This window comes from Mixta intestinalis, assembly GCF_009914055.1.
Lineage (GTDB): Bacteria > Pseudomonadota > Gammaproteobacteria > Enterobacterales > Enterobacteriaceae > Mixta > Mixta intestinalis.
Map to the genome: position 1 here is coordinate 553,552 of NZ_CP028271.1, position 21,598 is coordinate 575,149.

Below are 21,598 nucleotides of genomic sequence, written 5' to 3' on the forward strand. Positions count from 1 at the left end.
AGCATTTATATGGGCGAAAGCGGCCAATATCAACTAAAACTGGCGTAACTTAGCCAAACCAGTGGTGGAACATCAGCTTGATGTAATCCACGATCCGGCTAAAGAAGCCGCCTTCCGGCACTTCATTCAGCACTACCAGCGGACGCTGTTCAATGGTCTTGCCATCCAGCTGGAAATTAATGGTGCCAACCGCCTGGTTTTTTTGCAGCGGTGCGTGCAGCTCGGTATTTGTCAGCACGTAGCTGGCTTTCAGATCTTTCATCCGACCGCGTGGGATGGTCAGATACATATCTTTATTAACGCCCAGCTGAACGCGATCGCTGTTACCGAACCACACCGGCTCAGAGGCGAACTCTTTACCTGCCTTCAGCGGTGCGACGGTTTCAAAAAAGCGGAAGCCCCAGGTAAGCAGCTTTTTACTTTCAATTTCACGACCTTTATAAGTATGTCCACCAAGTACCGCCGAAATCAGGCGCATCTCGCCTTCCGTTGCGGAGGCCACCAGGTTGTAGCCAGCAGAAGAGGTGTGACCGGTTTTGATGCCGTCAACGTTCAGGCTGGTATCCCACAGCAGGCCGTTGCGGTTCATCTGGCGAATATTGTTAAAGGTAAACTCTTTCTCTTTGTATACCGCATATTCGTCCGGTACGTCGCGGATCAGCGCCTGACCAATCAGCGCCATATCGCGGGCGGAGCTGTACTGCCCCTCTGCATCCAGGCCATGTACCGTCTGGAAGTGGGTGTTTTGCAGGCCCAGCGCCTTAACGTAGTTGTTCATCAGGCCAACAAACGCATCCTGACTGCCCGCCACATAGTCCGCCATTGCCACACAGGCGTCATTGCCGGACTGCAGGACGATACCGCGCGTGAGCTGTGAAACCGGCACGCGATCGCCAGGTTTCAGGAACATCAGCGAGGAACCACGGAATACCGGATTGCCGGTAGCCCAGGCATCCTGACCAACGGTAACGATATCATCCTGACGGATTTTGCCCGCCTTCACCGCCTGACCAATAACGTAGCTGGTCATCATTTTGGTCAGGCTGGCCGGATCGCGGCGTGCGTCGGCATTTTTTTCCGCCAGTACTTTCCCCGAGTTGTAGTCGATAAGGATATACGCTTCCGCATCGATATCCGGTACGCCAGGGATCATGGTTTTAAGATTAATATCTTCAGCTAAAGCGGCCTGGCTCAGGCTCAGGGCAATCACGGTGCCCGCCGCCAGGCGCTTAAAATAGTGACAGGGTTTCAGCGTATTCATGTTAGGGACAACAACATCCGTGGAGGTTAGTGAGAAAAGTGCCTTACTATAACAAAAGGCGTTTTTACAGGCATCCAACTTTGCGCCAACAAATCGGTCAGAACCTTTGCTTTCTGACCGGCTGGCACAACGCTGCTGCTTTTACGCTTTATATGCCGCTACTGGTTGCGGTGATAAAGGATTGCTGATTTGCTTCGCTCTGCAACCGCTGCTGCATCGCTGCCGCCTGTTGACGTGACGAGAACGGCCCCAGCTGCACGCGGTAAAGCGTACCGTTGTTAACTACATTACCCGGCACGCCAAATTGCGCTTTCAGCTTATCGGCCCACTGACGCGCACGTTCGGCATCGCTTAATGCGCCAACCTGCATCACATAATTACCGGTGACCGGCGCGGCGGCGCTTTCATTTGCTGGCGCGGCGACCGGCTGCGGCGGCTCGCTACCTTCCAGCACGCCGGTTGGCAACGGACCCGGCGCACCGAGGAAGCCGCTACTGTGTACCGGTGCGCCCATTTGATCTTCGCTGCTAAGTGTACTGTTATCGACCGGACGCACGCTCTGCGATGGCGTGGAAGCAGGAGCGGCTGCGCCACCCATAATGGTCATCCCGCCGTTGAGATCGGGACGGGCGGGCAGCGCATAGCTCTGTTTCGCCACCACGGTGCCGATAGTGCCGGGACCCGAAAGCGAGCCGTCCGGCGCGACTTTGATGTAGTCCACGCGCACGCGGGTATTGTTCGATATGTTCAGCCGATCGCCTGCGGCCCGGGAAAGATCGATAATGCGTCCCGGCGTATAGGGGCCACGATCGTTAACGCGCACCACCAGCTGTCTGCCATTGGCAAGGTTGGTGATGCGCACGTAGCTGGGCAGGGGCAGGGTAGGATGCGCGGCGGTTAATGCTTCAGGATCGAAGCTTTCACCGATGGCGGTACGGGTGCCGTTGGCCTCTTCGCCATACCAGGCAGCGAGGCCGATTTCGCTATAGTTAGTGGGATCTTTAATAATCTTGTAGCGCTTGCCGTTAACGCTGTAGTCCTGGCTGGTGGCAGGATTTATCGGCTCATAGCGCGGCTCGACGCCGCCAATTTCCACTACCGGACCGTTATAAGCCGGCTGCTGTGGTGCCGGAGTCTGCTGTTCTGTCACAGTACAGGCGGCTAACAGCAACGAGGCTGCCCCCACCCAAAGCCAATCCTTACGCATCGAGAGCCTCTTAAACGCTTTTAGACAACAATTTTCGGTGTGTGTGGATAGACATGACAATGCCAAATCCCGCCATCAGGACAATCAACGCTGAACCACCATAACTCACCAGCGGCAGCGGTACGCCCACAACCGGTAAGATACCACTTACCATGCCGATATTAACGAAAACGTAAACAAACAGAATTAACATCAGGCCGCCCGCCATCACGCGCCCAAAGGTGGTTTGCGCCCGGGCGGCGATAATCAAGCCGCGCATAATCAGCAACAGATAGAGCGCCAGCAAAATCAGAACGCCAACCAATCCCAACTCTTCCGCCAGCACAGCGAAAATAAAGTCGGTGTGGCGTTCAGGCAAAAACTCCAGCTGTGACTGGGTGCCGTGCAGCCAGCCTTTACCGCGCAGACCGCCGGAACCGATAGCGATTTTAGACTGAATAATATGATAACCGGCACCCAGCGGATCGCTCTCCGGATCGAGCAGCATCATGACGCGCGCGCGCTGATAATCGTGCATCAGGAAGAACCACAGCACCGGTATAAAAGCAGCCACCAGCAGAACGGCGATGCCGATCAGTCTCCAGCTCATGCCGGATAAAAACAGCACGAACAGGCCGGAGGCGGCAACCAGAATGGAGGTGCCGAGATCGGGCTGCGCGGCGACCAGCAGCGTCGGCACAAAAATCAGCACCAGCGCAATACCGGTATTTTTCAGCGTTGGTGGGCAAATATCGCGGTTAATAAAGCGCGCCACCATCAGCGGCACGGCGATTTTTGCAATTTCCGAAGGCTGAAAGCGTACCACGCCGAGATCGAGCCAGCGCTGTGCCCCTTTACTGATCTGACCGAATGCATCCACCGCCACCAGCAGTACCACGCATACCAGATACAAATAGGGCGCCCAACCTTCATAAACGCGCGGCGGTACCTGCGCCATCGCTACCATCACCGCCAGCCCCATAAAGATCTGACCGATTTTTCGCTCCATCATACCTGGGTCCTGACCGCTGGCGCTCCACATAACGAAGGCGCTGTAACACAGCAGGCAGGCGATGATAATCAGGAACAGCGGATCGATATGAATTTTGGTCCAGATCGACTTTTTTTGCGGGCTATCGTTCATGGACATCGTTATTCACCTTCATAACCGGGCGGAGTCGGCGCGGCATCCGGCAGCACCGTATTGTTATCGCCTAACATAATGTGATCGAGAATCTGACGCATCACGGTACCTACCGCCGGGCCTGCGCCGCCATTTTCCAGAATCATGGTGACGGCCACGCGCGGCTTATCATAAGGGGCGAAAGCGGTCATCAGCTTGTGATCGCGCAGATGCTCAGCAATTTTATGCGCGTTATAGGTTTCGTTCTCTTTCAGACCAAAGACCTGTGCGGTACCCGATTTTGCCGCAATCTTATAGGGCGCATTATCGAAGCTTTTATGTGCCGTACCGTTAGGCCGGTTCGCTACGCCATACATGCCATCTTTAGCGATCTCCCAGTAACCGGAGTGAATATCGCCAATCGGCACGGCAGGCGGCTGACGATAAGGCACCAGCTTATTATTTTCGCGTATGGCGCGCAGCAGGTGCGGCGTGCGGATAATGCCGTCGTTAATCAGGATCATCAGCGCCTTATTCATTTGCAGCGGAGTTGCCGTCCAGTAACCCTGACCGATGCCAACCGGAATGGTATCGCCCTGGTACCACGGCTTTTTAAAACGCTTCATCTTCCATTCGCGCGTCGGCATATTGCCGGGGTTTTCCTGGGGCAGATCGATACCGGTGCGCTGGCCATAGCCAAACTTACTCATCCATTCTGACAGGCGATCGATGCCCATGTCGTAGGCAACCTGATAGAAGAAAGTATCGGCGGATTCCTCCAGCGATTTGGTCACGTTCAGGCGGCCATGTCCCCATTTTTTCCAGTCGCGATAGCGTTTTTCAGAGCCGGGAAGCTGCCACCAGCCGGGATCGAACAGGCTGGTGTTACGGGTGATAACGCCTGCACTTAGCGCTGAGACGGCAACATAAGGTTTCACCGTCGAGGCGGGCGGGTAGGCGGCCTGAATGGCGCGGTTATAGAGCGGGCGGTTTTCATCCTGTAACAGCGCTTTGTAATCCTTGCTGGAAATACCGTCCACGAACAGGTTGGGATCGTAGCTCGGCGTGGAAACCATCGCCAGAATTTCGCCGGTGCGCGGATCGCTGACCACTACGGCGGCACGGCTGCCGGTCAGCAGGGTTTCGATATATTGCTGTAGCTTCAGATCGACTGACAGCCAGATATCGCGTCCAGCCTGTGGCGACTGTTCATGCAGTTGACGGATGACGCGCCCACGGTTATTGACCTCTACCTCTTCATAACCGGTTTTACCATGCAGCACATCTTCATAATAGTTTTCGATGCCCAGCTTGCCGATATCGTGGGTAGCAGCGTAGTTAGGCCATTTGCCTTCTTTATCGAGGCGGGCGACGTCACGATCGTTAATTTTTGACACGTAGCCCACGATGTGCGTCAGCGTTTGACCGTAAGGATAGTAGCGACGCTGATAGCCTTTCACCTCAACGCCGGGAAAGCGATACTGGTTTACGGCGAAGCGCGCCACCTGCACATCGTTCAGCGCCGTTTTCAGCGCAATAGAGGTAAAACGACGCGAGCGCTTACGCTCTTTTTCAAAGTTTTCGATATCATCGTCGGTGAGATCGAGAATAGGACGTAGATCCTGTAGCGTCTGTTTAAGGTTATCAACCTTCTCCGGTACCAGCTCCGCCTGATAAATCGTGCGGTTCAGCGCCAGCGCGATGCCGTTGCGGTCATAAATAATGCCGCGGCTTGGCGCAACGGGAACCAGCTTGATGCGGTTCTGGTTGGAACGGGTGCTGTAATCATCGAAACGTAAGATCTGCAGGTGATACAGATTGACGACCAGCACGCCGGAAAGCAGAAGAATACCGACGAAAGCGAGCAAGGCTCGCCGTACGAAAAGTGTCTGCTCGGCAGTATAGTCACGAAAAGAGTTGCGTTGAGATTTCATCCGCTGTTTGGTTGTCCGGTTTGCCTTATCAAATTATTCACGGTGATAAGGATGATTCGCAGTAATGCTCCATGCACGATACAGGCTTTCTGCGACCAAAACGCGTACCAGCGGATGAGGTAGCGTTAGCGCCGAAAGTGACCAACTCTGCTCTGCTGCTGCTTTGCAGGCTGGCGACAGCCCTTCCGGGCCGCCGATCAGCAGGCTGACATCACGACCATCCTGCTTCCAACGTTCAAGCTGCTGGGCAAGCTGTGGCGTTTCCCAGGGCTGTCCGGGAATATCCAGCGTGACAATGCGGTTGCCCTTACCAACGGCGGCCAGCATCGCTTCCCCCTCTTTGTCGAGGATACGTTTGATATCCGCATTTTTACCGCGCTTCCCGGCGGTAACTTCGGTCAACTCCAGCGGCATATCCTTCGGAAAGCGACGCAGGTATTCCATAAAGCCGGTTTGAACCCAGTCCGGCATTTTGGTGCCTACGGCAACAAGCTGCAACTTCACGGCTTAGCTCCAGAGCTTTTCCAGTTCATACAGGTGACGACTCTCTTCCTGCATGACGTGAACGATAACTTCACCGAGATCGACCACTATCCAGTCCGCGGCATTTTTGCCTTCCATACCCAGCGGCATCAGGCCGGCAGCGCGTGATTCTTCCATCACGTGATCGGCAATCGACATCACGTGACGTGAAGAAGTACCGGTACAGATAATCATGCAATCGGTGATGCTGGATTTACCCTGCACGTCGAGAGAAACGATATCCTGACCTTTCAGATCATCAATCTTATCAATAACGAAGTCTTGGAGTGCTTTACCTTGCAAAAGGTTCCCCCTTGGGTAACGGTTTCTGTTGTCTGAAGCGGCGTCGGACGACGCCTGAAAAATTTAGCGGCGCAGTATACCATGCGCTTATCAAGGGCGATATAAGCCCTGATGATTGATATAGTCGATAACCGGCGCGGGTAGCAAATCGTCGCACGAGAGGTTGTGGCGGTAACGCTGACGAATATCGGTCGCGGAGACAGGCAGCAGCGGCGTATCCGCCAGCCAGATTAAACCGCACGGCTGCTGATGCAGCGCGCTGGCTTGCTGGGTATGGTGTTGCGTTAGCCAGTTTTGCAGTTCCGGTGTCGGCATTGTGCGCTCATAGCCTGGACGCTGGCAGACCAGCAGATGGCAGAGATCCAGTAATTCCTGCCAGCGGTGCCATTTATGCAGGCTGAGCAGTGAGTCCTGACCAATGATAAAGGCCAGCGGCTGTGTCTCGCCGCGCTCCAGACGCAGCTGCTCCAGGGTTTCCACCGTCCAGGAGGGCGTCTGGCGCATCAACTCACGCGTATCAAGGTTAAACAGTGGACGATTGGCGATTGCCAGTTCTACCATGGCGACGCGCTGCGCGGCGCTGGCTTCCGGCTGCGGGCGATGCGGTGGAACGTTATTTGGCAGCAGCGTTACCTGATGTAAGCCAACCTGGCGCGCCAGCGCCTCCACCGTATTGAGATGACCGTAGTGAATGGGATCGAAAGTGCCGCCAAACAGGGCCTGAAGCGCTGCCATTAAAATTCACCTAATTCTGCCGGGAGTGCTTTATTGCAGAGCAGCAGTGACAGGGTCTCCAGTTCTGGCCAGAGGCGCTGCCCGTAATCCTGTTTTAGTGTAATTTCCAGCCGGGTCAGCAGTTGAATGGCCTGACGAATCTGTAATAAAGAGAGCCGTTGCAGCGCTTCGCTGAACAGGGCGCGACGATTTTGCCAGACGCGATGCTGATCGAAAAGCGCGCGTAAAGGCGTGTTACCCTGCTGGCGTTGCAGCGTCAGCAACAGCAGCAGTTCACGCTGTAGTGTGCGAATCAGGATCACCGGTTCGCTCTCTTCGGCAGCCAGCTGACGCAAAATATGCAGGGCACGTTTACTTTTGCCCGCCAGCAGCGCATCGACCCAGTGAAACGGCGTAAAGTGGGCGGCATCGCTGACCGCCTGTTCTACCCGCGGCAGCGTCAGCTTGCCGTCCGGCCAGAGCAGAGAGAGGCGCTCCAGCGCCTGGGATAGCGCCAGCAGGTTGCCTTCATAGCAGTAGCAGAGTAGCTGGCAGGCGGCATCGTCCAGATCGAGCTGCATTGCTTTGGCACGGGCGGCAACCCAGCGCGGCAGCTGGGCATGTTCCGGCGTAGCGCAGGGCACCAACACTGCCTGCGCGCTAAAAGCTTTGAACCAGGCGCTATTCTCCTGCGCTTTGGTTAATTTCGCCCCGGTTAAAATGGGTAATACATCGCTGTGCAGCAGCGTGCTCAGCTTCTCCAGCTGGGTAGCGATAGCGGCATTAGGGCCATTTTCCGGCAGCGTTAAGGTTAATGTCTGACGGCTGGCGAACAGACTCATTGACTGGCAGTGACTAAACACGGTGTCCCAGTCGGTACTGTTATCCAGCACAACGTTGAAATGTTCGGTGAAACCCTGCTGTTGTGCGCAGGCTTTTATCGCATCATGACTTTCCTGCAACAGCAACGGTTCATTGCCGATAAGCAGGTAGCAGGCGCGCAGCCCCTCATGGAGCTGCGCGTGCAGTTGCTCAGGGTAAATCCTGATCATTGCAGACTGGTAGCGGAAGAAGAGGGAACTTCCGGCGAATCTTCACCCGGCGCTAAAACGGCAGGCGCGGGCAGGATCTCTTTATCGTTCAGCTGAGCTACATGCACCGTCAGCAGCTTACGTACCAGCTGTTCCGCCAGACGCTGACGCATCTCATCACGAATGATGTTCTGTTCAGAGTCTTTTGCCAGCGCTGCCAGCGGGTTATCGAAGAACGAACGATAAACGGTAGCGTTAACCGGATAGATGCCTTTAGCCGGAATCACCACCTGTGCGCTGACCGACATCACCATAGAGTATTCCGCCGTAACGCCGTTCTGGAAAACGGAGGCGGTATCGCGGCTCTGGCGTTCGCCGGAGAGGCGCAGCGTCGGCAGATCGGTGCGGGTGCCCGCGTCGGCTGCTTCGACAATGGTGATATTATTCAGGCGCAGCTGCTGACGCACCGTACGAGCCAAAGGACCGTAAGGATCGCTGCTCTGCAATACCAGCGTGCGCAACTCCTGCGGCACCTGAGTGGTGCTGCGCAGGTGGAAGCCACAACCGGCGGTGATCAACACCGCCAGGCCGAGTAACAAGGTAAAAATCGGATGTCGCACAGTTCCTCCTGAACTTAACCTACTACCAGGTTAAGCAGTTTGCCTGGAACGTAAATGACCTTACGGATAGTTACGCCCTCCAGGTATTTTGCCACCAGGTGCTCTTGCGCGGCGCGTGCCTGCACCTGCTCCTGAGTTGCCTCAGCCGCAACGGTGATTTTACCGCGCACTTTGCCGTTAACCTGCACCACAACCAGCACTGAATCTTCCACCATAGCGGATTCATCAGCCACCGGCCAGGCAGCGTTGTCCACATCGCCTTCACCGCCCAGCGCCTGCCACAGCGTAAAGCTGGCGTGCGGGGTGAACGGATAAAGCATCCGTACTACAGCCAGCAGAGCTTCCTGCAGCAGTGCGCGATCCTGCTCGCTCTCCTGCGGTGCGCGTGCCAGCTTATTCATCAGTTCCATAATAGCGGCAATTGCCGTATTAAAGGTCTGGCGGCGGCCAACGTCATCGGAAACTTTGGCGATAGTTTTGTGCAGATCGCGACGCAGCGCCTTCTGATCGTCATTCAGGCTGGCAATATCCAGCGCAACGGTAGCACCTTTCTGGCTGTGGTCGTAAACCAGCTTCCAGACGCGTTTCAGGAAGCGGTTAGCCCCTTCCACGCCAGACTCCTGCCACTCCAGCGTCATTTCCGCCGGTGACGCGAACATCATAAACAGACGAACGGTATCTGCGCCGTAGCGTTCAACCATCAGCTGCGGATCGATACCGTTGTTTTTGGACTTCGACATTTTGCTCATGCCAGCGTAAATCACTTCGCGGCCTGAGTTATCGACAGCCTTAACGATACGTCCTTTTTCATCGCGCTCAACGTTGACGTCAACCGGAGAAACCCAGTTACGCTCGCCGTTTTCGCCCAGATAGTAGAAGGCATCAGCCAGCACCATTCCCTGACACAGCAGACGCTTCGCCGGTTCATCCGAATCTACCAGGCCAGCGTCACGCAGCAGCTTGTGGAAGAAACGGAAATACATCAGGTGCATAATCGCGTGTTCGATACCACCAACGTATTGATCGACCGGCAGCCAGTAGTTAGCTGCGGCTGGATCGAGCATGCCTTTATCGAAGTCAGGGCAGGTGTAGCGTGCATAATACCAGGAGGATTCCATAAAGGTATCGAAGGTATCGGTTTCACGCAGCGCAGGCTGACCGTTAACGGTGGTTTTCGCCCACTCCGGATCGGCCTTAATCGGGCTGGTTATGCCGTCCATCGTGACATCTTCCGGCAAAATAACCGGCAGCTGATCTTCCGGCGTTGGCATCACGGTACCATCTTCCAGCGTAACCATCGGAATTGGTGCGCCCCAGTAACGCTGACGAGAAACGCCCCAGTCGCGCAGGCGGTAGTTCACTTTGCGCACGCCCACGCCTTTTTCCGCCAGCCTGTTAGCAATCGCGTTAAAGCCCGCTTCATGATCGAGGCCATCGAACTCACCGGAGTTGAACAATGCGCCTTTTTCAGTCATGGCGGCGGCACTGATGTCCGGCTGATTGCCGTCCAGCGTCAGAACTACGGGTTTGATCGGCAAATCGTATTTTGTGGCGAATTCCCAGTCGCGCTGGTCGTGCGCCGGAACGGCCATTACCGCGCCGGTGCCATATTCCATCAGGACAAAGTTAGCGACCCAGACTGGCAATTTATCGCCGCTCAGTGGGTGAATGGCGAACAGACCGGTCGCCATGCCTTTTTTCTCCATGGTTGCCATTTCAGCTTCGGCAACCTTGGTGTTACGGCATTCGGCGATAAAATCAGCCAGTGCCGGGTTGTTCACCGCAGCCTGAGCAGCCAGCGGATGGCCTGCGGCAACCGCGACGTAGGTTGCACCCATAAAAGTATCGGGGCGGGTGGTGTAGACGGTCACTTTTTCTTCGCTGTCGGCTACGTCAAAAGTAATTTCCACCCCTTCAGAACGGCCAATCCAGTTGCGCTGCATGGTTTTGACCTGTTCCGGCCAGTCTTCCAGCTTATCCAGATCGTTCAGCAGCTCGTCAGCGTAGTCAGTGATTTTGATAAACCACTGCGGGATCTCTTTACGCTCGACTTTAGAATCACAACGCCAGCAGCAGCCGTCGATAACCTGCTCGTTAGCCAGCACGGTCTGATCGTTAGGGCACCAGTTGACCGCAGAGGTCTTTTTGTAAACCAGGCCTTTTTCATACAGTTTGGTAAAGAACCACTGTTCCCAACGGTAATATTCTGGCTGGCAGGTCGCCAGCTCGCGGCTCCAGTCGTAACCGAATCCCAGCAGTTTCAGCTGGTTTTTCATGTAGTCGATATTAGCGTAGGTCCAGGGAGCGGGCGCGGTGTTGTTTTTTACCGCTGCGCCTTCCGCAGGCAGGCCGAAGGCATCCCAGCCGATGGGCTGGAGCACGTTTTTTCCCAGCATACGCTGGTAGCGGGCAATCACATCACCGATGGTGTAGTTGCGCACATGACCCATATGTAGGCGGCCAGAAGGATAGGGCAGCATAGAGAGGCAGTAATATTTCTCTTTGCCTTCTTCTTCGGTCACTTTGAACGTCTGTTGGTTATCCCAGTGTTGCTGAACACGGGATTCTATCTCTTCCGGGCGGTATTGCTCTTGCATGGCAGCCTGTGGTCCTTTATGAATAGCGCGAAGCCTGAACTATGTCGATATGATCCGCATAGCATAGCCGATAAGGCTTTGCTGCAACAACACCTGACGGACGCTGGTGTGCCATTTCTCTTTAAGCTGGAAGCCTTACTGCAAAATTTCCCTCAAATCAGCATGCAGACGGAGGAAATTTGCGACAGGCGCTAGAATTAGCAACAGGCTTACCGCTGATTACAGGAGAAAATATGAATAAGGTGGCACAGCATTATCGTCAGCTGCTCTCTGCCCTGAGCGAGCGCTTGACGCAGGGAGAGCGGGATATCGACGGTATGGTCGATCAGGCTCGTCAGCAGCTAATCATGCAGGGAGAATTGTCCCGCAGCGAAATTAATGATGTCACGCGCGCGGTGCGGCGTGATTTAGAGGAATTTGCCCGCAGCTATCATGAAAACGAAGAGGATTTGACCGATAGCGTGTTTATGCGCGTGGTGCGTGAAAGCCTGTGGAAAGAGCTGGCGGATATTACCGATAAAAGCCAGCTGGAATGGCGTGAAGTATTTCAGGACCTTAACCATCATGGCGTCTACCAGAGCGGCGAAGTGGTAGGCTTGGGTAACCTTGTCTGCGAGAAGTGTCACTTTACCCGAGCGATTTATACGCCGGAAACGCTGTCGCTCTGCCCGGAGTGCGGGCACGATCATTTTCAACGCCAGCCATTTACCCCTTAAGACAGGGTGCGGCTGGAAGATAGCGGGCTATTTCATCTGTTGTCGGACGTGGTTGGAGGCGGCCAGCAGGCCGCCTTTAATACTAATGCAGGATTTTTGCCAGAAAATCTTTGGCGCGCTCCGAGCGGGGATCGGCAAAAAAGTCTTCTTTTCGCGTATCCTCAACGATTCTGCCCTCATCCATAAAGATTACCCGGTTTGCTACCTTGCGTGCGAAACCCATCTCATGGGTGACGACCATCATCGTCATACCTTCGTGCGCCAGCTCGACCATTACATCCAGCACTTCATTTATCATTTCCGGATCAAGGGCGGATGTCGGCTCATCAAACAGCATCGCTACCGGATCCATGCAGAGCGCACGGGCTATCGCCACGCGCTGCTGCTGCCCGCCGGAAAGCTGGCCGGGAAATTTATTGGCATGGGCCGCGAGGCCAACACGCGTCAGCAGCTTCAGCCCTTTTTCACGCGCGGCGTCCTTGTTGCGTTTTAACACTTTAATCTGTGCCAGCGTCAGGTTCTCTACAATACTCAGATGAGGAAACAGTTCAAAATGCTGGAAAACCATACCGACTTTAGCGCGCAGCTGTGCCAGGTTGGTTTTTTTATCGTTGAGCTGGATGCCGTTGACTTCGATACTGCCCTGCTGGATCGGCTCCAGACCGTTAACCGTTTTTATCAGCGTTGATTTGCCGGAACCGGAAGGACCGCAAACCACCACGACTTCGCCTTTTTGCACCTGAGTTGAGCATTCGGTCAGCACCTGAAAGTGACCATACCACTTCGAAACATTTTTCAGGGTAATCATTTATACCGTCCTTTTTCTTTTTAGATAGCTGACCAGCGTAGAGGCGCTAATACTGATAACGAAATAGACCAGACCGGCGAACAGAATCATCTCAACCTGGGTGCCGTCACGTTCGCCGATAGTGGAGGCGGTACGGAAAAAATCGGCGAGGCTGAGCACGTAAACCAGAGAGGTATCCTGAAACAGCACGATGCCCTGGGTGAGCAGCAGCGGCACCATGGCGCGAAAGGCCTGCGGCAGAATAATCAACCGCATGGTCTGGAAAGGCGTCATGCCGAGCGCCAGACCCGCACTGGACTGCCCGCGCGATATGCTCTGAATACCGGCGCGAATAATTTCCGCATAGTAAGCCGCTTCGAACAGTGAAAAGGCCACCATGGCGGAAATCAGGCGGATATCCGTTTTAGGCGACAGCCCCAGCACCTGCTGTAAGAAACTGGGCACTACCAGGTAGAACCAGAGTAGCACCATAACCAGCGGGACGGAGCGAAACAGGTTGACGTACAGCCTGGCAAACCAGCTAATGGGCGCAAAGGTTGAAAGGCGCATCATTGCCAGCAGCGTGCCCCAGAGAATGCCAAACACTACCGCCGTGACGGTAATTTTGAGCGTAATCACCAGCCCGCTGAGGAGATAGGGCAGGCTGGGAACAACAGAACTCCAGTCAAATTCGTACATTATTTGCTCCCCATATTGCCCGGCAGGCGTACCCGACGCTCTACAATGCTCATTACCAGCATAATCACCAGATTGATGGCGATATAGGCGAGCGTAATGGCAGTAAAGGATTCATAGGCGTGAGCGGAGTAATCGAGCAGCTTGCCCGCCTGTGCCGCCATATCCACCAGGCCGATAGTGGAAGCGATAGCGGAGTTCTTTACCAGATTGAGCATTTCCGAGGTCATCGGCGGTACGATCACCCGATAAGCATTGGGCAGCAGCACATAACGATAGGTCTGCGGCAGCGTCAGGCCCAGCGCCAGCCCCGCATTGCGCTGACCACGCGGCAGAGACTGAATCGCCGCACGCACCTGCTCGCAAACGCGCGCGGCGGTAAACAGGCCGAGACAGATAGTGGACGAAAGGAAGAACTGTAGATTGGGATTCAGTTCAGATTTAAACCACATCCCCAGATCTTCGCCTACCAGCTCTGGTGCTACCAGATACCAAAAGAAGAACTGAACGATCAGCGGAATATTACGAAACAGTTCCACGTAGCAGGTGCCAATTGCCGAAAGCAGGCGGCTGGGCGTCGTGCGCAGAATGCCAAAGAATGAGCCGACGAAAAAAGCGATGATCCAGGCGCTGAGTGAAACGACAAGGGTGGTTTGCAAGCCGGACAATAGCCAGCCGAGATAGGTGGTGTTTCCAAACGGTGCCTGTTCGAAAAAAATGCCCCAGTTCCAGTTAATACCCATAACAAACTCCGGTAAAAAAGGGTAGCTAAGCTACCCTGAAGATTGATGAGAGGCTCTAATGTAACGCCTGCCGGGGAACGACCGGCGGCGCTTGTCTGTCCGAGCCTGTTTTCAACAATCGAGTGGGCGGCAGGCCGCCCCTGTTTTCGTTATCGTTAATTTAACGCTTTATCATTCGGGGTCTTGAACAAGGCTTTCATGTCGTCAGAAAGCGCAAAGTTCATGTTGAGGTTTTTTGGCGGAATTGGCTGTTTAAACCAGGTATCGAACCATTTTTCCGCCTGGCCTGAGGTTTGCACTTTGGCAATAGTTTCATCCACCAGCGATTTAAAGGCCGGATCGTCTTTACGCAGCATGCAGCCATACGCTTCTTTCGACTGCGGCGTACCAACAATTTCCCAGTTATCCGGTTTCTTTGCCTTGGCGCGTTCACCGGCCAGCAGAGCATCATCCATCATAAAGGCGACGGCACGCCCGGTTTCCAGCGTGCGGAAGGAATCGCCATGATCTTTCGCGCTGATGATGCGCATTTCCAGCTTCTGCTCATCGTTGAGTTTATGCAGCAGCACCTCCGAGGTGGTACCGGAAGTAACCACTACGGTTTTGCCTTTCAGATCGGAGAAATCTTTAATCGGGCTGCCTTTTTTCACCAACAAACGCGTGCCGATTACAAATACCGTGTTGGAAAAGGCGGCCTGTTTCTGGCGCTCAAGGTTATTGGTGGTTGAGCCACACTCAAAATCATAGGTGCCGTTCTGCAGTAGCGGGATACGGTTCTGCGAGGAAACGGGCAACATTTTTACCTGTAAATTCGGCTTATTCAGCTTTGCCTTAATGGCATCAACGATGGCGTTTGAATAGGCCTGTGAATAGCCCACCACTTTCTGCTGGTTATCGTAGTAAGAAAAGGGAACGGAAGATTCACGGTGGCCGACAACAATAACGCCATTATCATTGATTTTTTTCAGCGTGCCGGTGAGTTCTTCTGCCTGGGCTGCGCCTGTTACTGCACCCAGCAACAGAAGAGACAGCGCCGCTTTACGCATCTGCATGTTCCAACTCCTTCATCTTTTGGACACCCAATCTGCGATCGGGTGAATAATATTTATGGCCAGCCGCCTTTCCTGCGCTTCCAGAACGGGTCTGAACAGCCTTTAACATAGCGGAATGTTAACGCAATGAAACAAAAAAGTTTCTTTTTTGCGAAGTCCGCCGCACCAAATTTACGCATTCTGGCAGTGATGCCCCATATCAGGGCATCGGGTGCGCAAAAAGAGGGCATGGAACCGGATCTTTATCGCTAACAGAGCAGCATTACGGCTTCGCTAATAAACTAATGCAAGGGCTATGCCATTAACCTTATGTCAGGAGTGTGTCGGTCTTATGAAAGGGGAAGAGAGAGAAAACAGGCGAAGCAGATCGCTTCGCCTGTCGTTGTTAGCGGCGTTTGCGGAAAACTGTCACTAAGGCAACCAGCGTAAACAGCAAGGTAATCAGCCATACCGTCAGATTACCGGTACGGGCATAGGGCGTCAGGCCGGTAGTTGGCGTAACGCGGGCCTCCAGCGTCTGACGCGTAAACTGTGGAATAATGCTTTGTACCACGCCATCGGCGCCAACCACCGCTGTCACTCCATTATTGGTGCTGCGTAACAGCGGTCGACCCAGTTCCAGCGCGCGCATTCGCGCCATCTGAAAATGTTGCCACGGGCCGATGGAGTGACCAAACCAGGCGTCATTAGAGACGGTTAACAGGAAATCGGTATCGGGACGAAGATTATCCCTTACCTGCTGTCCCAGCACGATTTCGTAGCAAATTGCGGTAGTCAGATGATAGCCCGCCGCTTTCAGCTGCGGCTGAATATAGTCGCCACGGCTAAAGGAGGACATCGGCAGATCGAAGAACGGTGCCAGCGGGCGCAGCAGCGTTTCCAGCGGCACGAATTCACCAAACGGCACCAGATGGTTTTTCTGATAGCGATTGCCACCGTTGTAGTCATAGGGGCGATCGGCACCCAGCACAATGACCGAGTTGTAATCGTGGTAGCGGTTGCTCTCCAGGCGCGAATCAACAATACCGGTTATCAATGTGGAATGACCGGCGCGCAGCGCCTCGTCCATAGCATGCAGGTACGGCTGCTGATTAACTTCGAGATCGGATATCGCTGATTCAGGCCAGATAATCAGTGGCGCGTTGCCAACGAATGGACGGCTGTTTTCTCCGTAGATGCGCAACGTATTGCGTAGCTGTTCCGGATCCCATTTCAGCATCTGTGGAATATTGCCCTGCACCAGCGCAACATTAACGGCTCGTGAAGGCTGTGGCTGGAACCAGCTGATATAACGCAGCGGCCAGGGCAGCAGCAGCAATGCCAGCGCGGCGACCAGAGAGAGTGCCAGACGCGGTAAGCGCTTACGCTGACGCACTTTTAAGCGCCCCAGATAGTTAACCTGCCTGAAACTGGCTATCCGCTTACGCGGCAGAAAATGAATAAGGCGCTGTAGGCGGATATAAAGAAAAAGCTGGGAGAAGGCATAGACAACCAGGCCCGCAACGATCATCAGCACGAACGTAATGGTCTCAACGCCCGCCAGTGGTGCCAGCCCTTTCAGCGGGCCATCGATCTGGCTGTAGCCAAACTGTAGCCAGGGAAAACCGGTAAGGATCCAGCCACGTAAAAACTCGCTGAGCTGCCAGATTACCGGGGCCAACAGAAGGAACCGCAGCGGCGTGGCCTGTGGGCGAAGACGATTAAGAACCGCGGCAAACAGGAGCGGATAAAGCGCCAGATAAGCCGCCAGCAATATCACCAACAGCACGTTAACCGGGCCGGGCATACCACCAAAGGTGGCGATACTGACGTAAACCCAGTTAACACCGCTGCCAAACAGCCCAAATCCCCAGGCAAAGCCGATAGCTGCCGCCTGCGACGTGGTGCGGTGCAGCGTTAACGCCTGTAGCCCAATCAGCGATATCAACGCGGCGGGCCAGAAATCATAAGGAGAAAACGCCAGCGTGCCGACAGCACCGGTTAACAGAGCCAGCAGCAGGCGAACCTGCTGACGGGCATAAAAAGAGGCGATAGCCATAGTCGTGTTATCTATCCAGAATGGAGGCAACAGCCATAAATGCGTTATTCTTCCAGCGTCGGCAACGGCGCGTCTTCTGGTATTTTGACATGAACCTGAATGATGCGGCGGCTGTCAGCCATAGCGACTCTAAACTGATAGCCTTCGATTTCGATGCTTTCACCGCGTGCAGGCAGATGCCCAAAACCCTGCATGACCAGTCCGCCGATGGTATCCACCTCTTCATCGCTGAAATGCGTCTCAAAGACCTCATTGAAATCTTCAATCGGCGTCAGCGCACGAATGGTATAGGTATGGCGGCTGAGCTGACGAATATCGCGATCTTCTTCATCGTCATATTCATCTTCGATTTCGCCCACAATCAGCTCAAGAATATCTTCAATGGTGACCAGGCCGGATACGCCGCCGAATTCATCGATCACAATCGCCATGTGATAGCGCTGTGAACGGAACTCTTTCAGCATGCGATCCACGCGCTTGCTTTCAGGTACCACCACCGCCGGACGCAGCACTTTTTCCATACTGAAAGGTTCAGATTCGCTGCTCATAAACGGCAGCAGGTCCTTCGCCATCAGAATGCCTTCCACGTGATCTTTGTCTTCGCTGATCACCGGGAAGCGAGAGTGGGCAGATTCAATAATCACCTGCAGGCACTCTTCAAGGCTCTGATTGCGTTTCAGCGTAATCATCTGCGAGCGGGGAATCATAATATCGCGTACGCGCTGTTCGGCGATATCCATGACGCCTTCCAGCATGTCGCGGGTATCCTGGTCAATCAGCTCGTTCTGTTCGGAATCACGAATGAGTTCCAGCAGCTCTTCACGGTTCTTCGGCTCACCATGAAAAAGCTGGTTGAGAATGAGGGAGAAAAATCCCTTTTTACTACTGGGACTGTCGCTGTTTTGTGAATGGTCGTCGCTCATGGCGTTCTGGTATGGGTCTCTCTTTATAAGTATCGGCCTGCCGACATGGGTCGGCAGGAGTTAATAACAGGCAGCCGTTTAAGGCACCTCTTTCTCCGAAATGTACGGATCGGGATAGCCAAGAGCAAGCATTATCTCGGTCTCCAGCGATTCCATCTCTTCGGCTTCATCATCTTCAATGTGGTCATAACCGAGCAGGTGCAGGCTGCCGTGGATAACCATGTGCGCCCAGTGCGCTTCCGGCGCTTTTTCCTGCTCCTGCGCTTCGCGTTCAACAACCTGGCGACAAATCACCAGATCGCCTAACAGCGGCAGCTCTATGCCGGGCGGTGCTTCAAACGGGAAGGAGAGCACGTTGGTCGGCTTATCCTTGCCGCGATAAGTCATGTTTAACTCATGGCTTTCCGCTTCGTCTACGATGCGAATAGTTACTTCGCTTTCCGGCTGAAACTGCGATAGCACCGCCTCCAGCCAGCGACGAAAATCATTCTCGCCTGGCAAACCTTCCGTTTGCTCACAGGCGAGCTGTAAATCGAGAATCACCTGACTCATTTAGATTCCTGTGTTGCCTGTACAGCCTGCGCTGCCAGCGCTTCGCGTTTACGCTCTTCCGCCAGTCTGTCGCGTCGTTTTTGATCGGCTTCTTCCCACGCCTCATAGGCGGTAACGATACGGGCGACCACTGGATGGCGTACCACGTCTTCGCTATGGAAGAAGTTAAAGCTAATCTCTTCTACATCTGACAGCACTTCGATCGCATGGCGCAGGCCGGATTTGGCGTTGCGTGGCAGGTCGATCTGAGTGATATCGCCAGTAATCACCGCTTTTGAGTTAAAGCCGATGCGGGTCAAGAACATCTTCATCTGTTCGATAGTGGTGTTCTGGCTCTCATCGAGAATGATAAAGGCATCGTTCAGCGTACGACCGCGCATATAAGCCAGCGGTGCAACTTCGATCACGTTGCGCTCCATCAGTTTTTCGACGCGCTCAAAGCCCAGCATTTCAAACAGGGCGTCATACAGCGGACGTAAATAGGGATCCACTTTCTGACTTAAATCGCCCGGCAGAAAGCCCAGTTTTTCACCCGCCTCGACAGCCGGCCGCGTCAGCAGGATACGGCGTATCTCCTGACGTTCCAGCGCATCTACCGCCGCTGCTACCGCCAGGTACGTTTTACCGGTACCTGCCGGTCCAACGCCGAAAGTAATATCATGATCGAGAATATGCGCAATATACTGCGCCTGGTTCGGTGTGCGCGGCTTGATTACGCCGCGTTTGGTCTTGATATTTACCGCTTTGCCATATTCCGGCACGCTTTCCGCCGTTTGCTCCAGCACACGACTCTCTTTAATGGCCAGGTGAATCTGTTCCGGCTCGATATCAGGGATAACGCCGCGTGCCGGCGCGGTATCGACGTAAAGATTGCGCAGGATATCGACAGCAGCATTGACGCAAATGGCGCGCCCAACCAGCCTAAAGCTATGGTCACGGTGGCTGATTTCGATGCCTAAACGACGCTCAAGCTGCTTGATGTTATCGTCGAAAGGACCGCACAGGCTCTGCAAACGGTGATTATCCGCAGGTTCTAACACTATTTCGCGAGTTTCAATATTCAAACTAATCCTTTGGGTCACTCAGGGCCAGGTTGAGAAGTCACAGGGTTTATGCTGCCTGACTGGCAGACATGCTATAGCCGAAGTATTTATGTCATGACAGAAAGGCGCAAGCCATAAAGCGGATATTTGGGCGCAGCTTTCAGAAAGCAAGTGTAATGGCGTGAAATTGAGCGGCGGACCAGGAATGTCCGCCGCAAAAGGAAGATCGATCAAGGCTGATAGATGCCTACACCGATGTCGTTCTCTTTACGCGTACGCGCAATGACTGAAGCCGGGCTTTCCGTTACGCGCAGGCCCATTTGATCTTCGGTGCGTACCACCACGCCGCGCAGTGAGTTAGGGTAGACATCAACAATTTCCACATCGACGAATTTACCGATCATGTCCGGCGTGCCTTCAAAATTTACCACGCGGTTGTTTTCGGTGCGCCCGGAAAGCTCCATCACGCTTTTACGCGACGTACCTTCCACCAGGATACGCTGAACGGTACCCATCATGCGGCGGCTCCACGCCATTGCCTGCTGGTTGATGCGATCCTGCAAGATGTAGAGACGCTGCTTCTTCTCATCTTCGCTAACGTCATCCGGCAGATCGGCTGCGGGCGTACCCGGACGCGCCGAGTAGATGAAGCTGAAGCTCATATCGAAGTTAACGTCGGCGATCAGCTTCATGGTTTTCTCAAAGTCGTCCTGCGTTTCGCCGGGGAAGCCGATGATAAAGTCGGAACTGATTTGAATGTCAGGACGCGCTTCTTTCAGCTTGCGAATGATCGCTTTGTATTCCAGCGCGGTATGAGCACGCTTCATCATCGTCAGAATGCGATCTGAACCGCTCTGTACCGGCAGATGCAGGAAGCTCACCAGCTCCGGCGTATCGCGATAAACGTCAACGATATCGTCAGTAAACTCGATCGGGTGGCTGGTGGTAAAGCGGATGCGGTCGATACCGTCAATCGCGGCGACCAGGCGCAGCAGTTCAGCAAAGGTGCAGATACCATCATCATAGGTTGCGCCGCGGTAAGCGTTCACATTCTGACCGAGCAGGTTGACTTCACGCACGCCCTGTGCCGCCAGCTGAGCGATCTCCAGCAGAATATCGTCGCAGGGACGGCTGACTTCTTCGCCGCGCGTATAGGGCACCACGCAGAAGGTGCAATATTTATTACAGCCTTCCATGATGGAGACGAACGCCGTCGGTCCTTCGGCTCGTGGCTCCGGCAGGCGGTCGAATTTTTCAATTTCCGGGAAGCTGATATCCACTACCGGGCTTTTTGAACCGCTCACGGTGTTGATCATTTCCGGCAGGCGATGCAGCGTTTGCGGGCCAAACACGATATCGACGTAACTGGCGCGCTGACGAATATGGTCACCTTCCTGCGAGGCGACGCAGCCACCCACGCCAATAATCAGGTCAGGGTTGCGCTCTTTCAGCGTTTTCCAGCGTCCCAGCTGATGGAAGACCTTTTCCTGTGCCTTTTCGCGAATGGAGCAGGTATTGAGCAGCAGAACATCAGCTTCTTCCGCCACTTCCGTGAGGGTATAGCCGTGCGTACTCTCCAGCAGGTCAGCCATTTTAGATGAATCGTATTCGTTCATCTGACAGCCCCAGGTTTTGATATGCAGTTTTTTACTCATCTAACTTGCCATTTATCAGTGCAGGAAGGATTGCAGGGCGCGTATTGTAATGCTTTGCTGCTGTTGTGACCAGCCTCCATGCTTTTCTGTTTTCCGATGATT

General features: G+C 54.2%; 21 protein-coding genes. 2 read left to right on the top strand and 19 right to left on the bottom strand.

Annotated elements, in window-relative coordinates; all coding sequences use genetic code 11:
* Window positions 1-49: 49 nt before the first annotated feature.
* From dacA to leuS, 10 genes are all read right to left on the bottom strand, one after another.
* Window positions 50-1,261 (bottom strand): D-alanyl-D-alanine carboxypeptidase DacA, encoded by a 1,212-nt coding sequence (gene dacA / locus C7M51_RS02555; protein WP_160620236.1) that lies wholly within the window; start codon window positions 1,259-1,261, stop codon window positions 50-52.
* Window positions 1,262-1,409: 148 nt separating this feature from the next.
* Entirely contained in the window at window positions 1,410-2,468 is a 1,059-nt protein-coding gene (gene rlpA / locus C7M51_RS02560) for an endolytic peptidoglycan transglycosylase RlpA (protein ID WP_160620238.1), read from the bottom strand.
* Window positions 2,469-2,478: 10 nt separating this feature from the next.
* A complete protein-coding gene (gene mrdB, locus C7M51_RS02565; protein WP_160623543.1) occupies window positions 2,479-3,591 on the bottom strand; it encodes a peptidoglycan glycosyltransferase MrdB in 1,113 nt (370 codons plus the stop codon).
* Window positions 3,592-3,599: 8 nt separating this feature from the next.
* Window positions 3,600-5,504, bottom strand: a complete 1,905-nt coding sequence (gene mrdA / locus C7M51_RS02570) for a peptidoglycan DD-transpeptidase MrdA (RefSeq protein WP_160620240.1) — start codon at window positions 5,502-5,504, stop codon at window positions 3,600-3,602.
* A 33-nt stretch (window positions 5,505-5,537) separates the two neighbouring features.
* Window positions 5,538-6,008: a 23S rRNA (pseudouridine(1915)-N(3))-methyltransferase RlmH gene (gene rlmH, locus C7M51_RS02575; protein WP_160620242.1), complete on the bottom strand. Its 471-nt coding sequence runs from the start codon at window positions 6,006-6,008 to the stop codon at window positions 5,538-5,540.
* 3 nt (window positions 6,009-6,011) lie between these two features.
* Window positions 6,012-6,329, bottom strand: a complete 318-nt coding sequence (gene rsfS / locus C7M51_RS02580; RefSeq protein WP_141176999.1) for a ribosome silencing factor — start codon at window positions 6,327-6,329, stop codon at window positions 6,012-6,014.
* Between the two features lie 90 nt (window positions 6,330-6,419).
* Entirely contained in the window at window positions 6,420-7,064 is a 645-nt protein-coding gene (gene nadD, locus C7M51_RS02585) for a nicotinate-nucleotide adenylyltransferase (RefSeq protein ID WP_160620244.1), read from the bottom strand.
* Window positions 7,064-8,095, bottom strand: a complete 1,032-nt coding sequence (gene holA, locus C7M51_RS02590) for a DNA polymerase III subunit delta (protein WP_160620246.1) — start codon at window positions 8,093-8,095, stop codon at window positions 7,064-7,066. Before holA ends, nadD begins: the two co-directional genes overlap by 1 nt.
* The gene (lptE, locus tag C7M51_RS02595; RefSeq protein WP_160620248.1) at window positions 8,092-8,694 is read right to left on the bottom strand and encodes an LPS assembly lipoprotein LptE; all 603 of its coding nucleotides are present in this window, start codon (window positions 8,692-8,694) and stop codon (window positions 8,092-8,094) included. The genes holA and lptE overlap by 4 nt, the downstream gene beginning before the upstream one ends.
* A 14-nt stretch (window positions 8,695-8,708) precedes the next feature.
* The gene (leuS, locus tag C7M51_RS02600; protein WP_160620250.1) at window positions 8,709-11,291 is read right to left on the bottom strand and encodes a leucine--tRNA ligase; all 2,583 of its coding nucleotides are present in this window, start codon (window positions 11,289-11,291) and stop codon (window positions 8,709-8,711) included.
* Between the two features lie 233 nt (window positions 11,292-11,524).
* Here leuS and C7M51_RS02605 point away from each other — a divergent pair, with 233 nt between their 5' ends.
* Window positions 11,525-12,007, top strand: a complete 483-nt coding sequence (locus C7M51_RS02605) for a zinc ribbon-containing protein (RefSeq protein WP_160620252.1) — start codon at window positions 11,525-11,527, stop codon at window positions 12,005-12,007.
* A gap of 82 nt (window positions 12,008-12,089) precedes the next feature.
* Here the strand turns inward: C7M51_RS02605 and C7M51_RS02610 are convergent, their stop codons facing one another.
* From C7M51_RS02610 to C7M51_RS02625, 4 genes are all read right to left on the bottom strand, one after another.
* On the bottom strand, window positions 12,090-12,815 hold the full coding sequence (locus tag C7M51_RS02610; RefSeq protein ID WP_160620255.1) for an amino acid ABC transporter ATP-binding protein: 726 nt from the start codon (window positions 12,813-12,815) through the stop codon (window positions 12,090-12,092).
* Window positions 12,816-13,493, bottom strand: a complete 678-nt coding sequence (gene gltK, locus C7M51_RS02615) for a glutamate/aspartate ABC transporter permease GltK (protein ID WP_160620256.1) — start codon at window positions 13,491-13,493, stop codon at window positions 12,816-12,818.
* On the bottom strand, window positions 13,493-14,233 hold the full coding sequence (locus C7M51_RS02620; protein ID WP_160620258.1) for an amino acid ABC transporter permease: 741 nt from the start codon (window positions 14,231-14,233) through the stop codon (window positions 13,493-13,495). Before C7M51_RS02620 ends, gltK begins: the two co-directional genes overlap by 1 nt.
* A gap of 155 nt (window positions 14,234-14,388) precedes the next feature.
* Window positions 14,389-15,285: an amino acid ABC transporter substrate-binding protein gene (locus C7M51_RS02625; RefSeq protein ID WP_160620260.1), complete on the bottom strand. Its 897-nt coding sequence runs from the start codon at window positions 15,283-15,285 to the stop codon at window positions 14,389-14,391.
* Window positions 15,286-15,411: 126 nt separating this feature from the next.
* On the opposite strand from C7M51_RS02625, the gene C7M51_RS22575 reads away from it, so the two are divergent.
* Window positions 15,412-15,537: a hypothetical protein gene (locus C7M51_RS22575; RefSeq protein WP_280116107.1), complete on the top strand. Its 126-nt coding sequence runs from the start codon at window positions 15,412-15,414 to the stop codon at window positions 15,535-15,537.
* A 133-nt stretch (window positions 15,538-15,670) separates the two neighbouring features.
* Here C7M51_RS22575 and lnt read toward each other — a convergent pair whose 3' ends face one another.
* From lnt to miaB, 5 genes are all read right to left on the bottom strand, one after another.
* Window positions 15,671-17,323, bottom strand: a complete 1,653-nt coding sequence (gene lnt / locus C7M51_RS02630) for an apolipoprotein N-acyltransferase (protein WP_160620262.1) — start codon at window positions 17,321-17,323, stop codon at window positions 15,671-15,673.
* 44 nt (window positions 17,324-17,367) lie between these two features.
* Window positions 17,368-18,246 (bottom strand): CNNM family magnesium/cobalt transport protein CorC, encoded by an 879-nt coding sequence (corC, locus tag C7M51_RS02635; protein ID WP_160620264.1) that lies wholly within the window; start codon window positions 18,244-18,246, stop codon window positions 17,368-17,370.
* A gap of 78 nt (window positions 18,247-18,324) precedes the next feature.
* Window positions 18,325-18,798, bottom strand: a complete 474-nt coding sequence (ybeY, locus tag C7M51_RS02640; RefSeq protein ID WP_160620266.1) for an rRNA maturation RNase YbeY — start codon at window positions 18,796-18,798, stop codon at window positions 18,325-18,327.
* Window positions 18,795-19,862, bottom strand: a complete 1,068-nt coding sequence (locus C7M51_RS02645) for a PhoH family protein (RefSeq protein ID WP_160620268.1) — start codon at window positions 19,860-19,862, stop codon at window positions 18,795-18,797. Before C7M51_RS02645 ends, ybeY begins: the two co-directional genes overlap by 4 nt.
* Window positions 19,863-20,071: 209 nt before the next feature.
* Window positions 20,072-21,496, bottom strand: coding sequence for a tRNA (N6-isopentenyl adenosine(37)-C2)-methylthiotransferase MiaB (miaB, locus tag C7M51_RS02650; protein ID WP_160620270.1), 1,425 nt, complete (start codon window positions 21,494-21,496; stop codon window positions 20,072-20,074).
* Between the last annotated feature and the right edge of the window lie 102 nt (window positions 21,497-21,598).

Excerpts from the sequence above, each read along its gene's own strand:
- dacA (WP_160620236.1), bottom strand. The coding sequence starts at position 1,261 with ATGAATACGCTGAAACCCTGTCACTATTTTAAGCGCCTGGCGGCGGGC.
- rlpA (WP_160620238.1), bottom strand. The coding sequence starts at position 2,468 with ATGCGTAAGGATTGGCTTTGGGTGGGGGCAGCCTCGTTGCTGTTAGCC.
- mrdB (WP_160623543.1), bottom strand. The coding sequence starts at position 3,591 with ATGAACGATAGCCCGCAAAAAAAGTCGATCTGGACCAAAATTCATATC.
- mrdA (WP_160620240.1), bottom strand. The coding sequence starts at position 5,504 with ATGAAATCTCAACGCAACTCTTTTCGTGACTATACTGCCGAGCAGACA.
- nadD (WP_160620244.1), bottom strand. The coding sequence starts at position 7,064 with ATGGCAGCGCTTCAGGCCCTGTTTGGCGGCACTTTCGATCCCATTCAC.
- holA (WP_160620246.1), bottom strand. The coding sequence starts at position 8,095 with ATGATCAGGATTTACCCTGAGCAACTGCACGCGCAGCTCCATGAGGGG.
- leuS (WP_160620250.1), bottom strand. The coding sequence starts at position 11,291 with ATGCAAGAGCAATACCGCCCGGAAGAGATAGAATCCCGTGTTCAGCAA.
- C7M51_RS02605 (WP_160620252.1), top strand. The coding sequence starts at position 11,525 with ATGAATAAGGTGGCACAGCATTATCGTCAGCTGCTCTCTGCCCTGAGC.
- C7M51_RS02610 (WP_160620255.1), bottom strand. The coding sequence starts at position 12,815 with ATGATTACCCTGAAAAATGTTTCGAAGTGGTATGGTCACTTTCAGGTG.
- gltK (WP_160620256.1), bottom strand. The coding sequence starts at position 13,493 with ATGTACGAATTTGACTGGAGTTCTGTTGTTCCCAGCCTGCCCTATCTC.
- C7M51_RS02620 (WP_160620258.1), bottom strand. The coding sequence starts at position 14,233 with ATGGGTATTAACTGGAACTGGGGCATTTTTTTCGAACAGGCACCGTTT.
- C7M51_RS02625 (WP_160620260.1), bottom strand. The coding sequence starts at position 15,285 with ATGCAGATGCGTAAAGCGGCGCTGTCTCTTCTGTTGCTGGGTGCAGTA.
- C7M51_RS22575 (WP_280116107.1), top strand. The coding sequence starts at position 15,412 with ATGAAACAAAAAAGTTTCTTTTTTGCGAAGTCCGCCGCACCAAATTTA.
- lnt (WP_160620262.1), bottom strand. The coding sequence starts at position 17,323 with ATGGCTATCGCCTCTTTTTATGCCCGTCAGCAGGTTCGCCTGCTGCTG.
- corC (WP_160620264.1), bottom strand. The coding sequence starts at position 18,246 with ATGAGCGACGACCATTCACAAAACAGCGACAGTCCCAGTAGTAAAAAG.
- ybeY (WP_160620266.1), bottom strand. The coding sequence starts at position 18,798 with ATGAGTCAGGTGATTCTCGATTTACAGCTCGCCTGTGAGCAAACGGAA.
- miaB (WP_160620270.1), bottom strand. The coding sequence starts at position 21,496 with ATGAGTAAAAAACTGCATATCAAAACCTGGGGCTGTCAGATGAACGAA.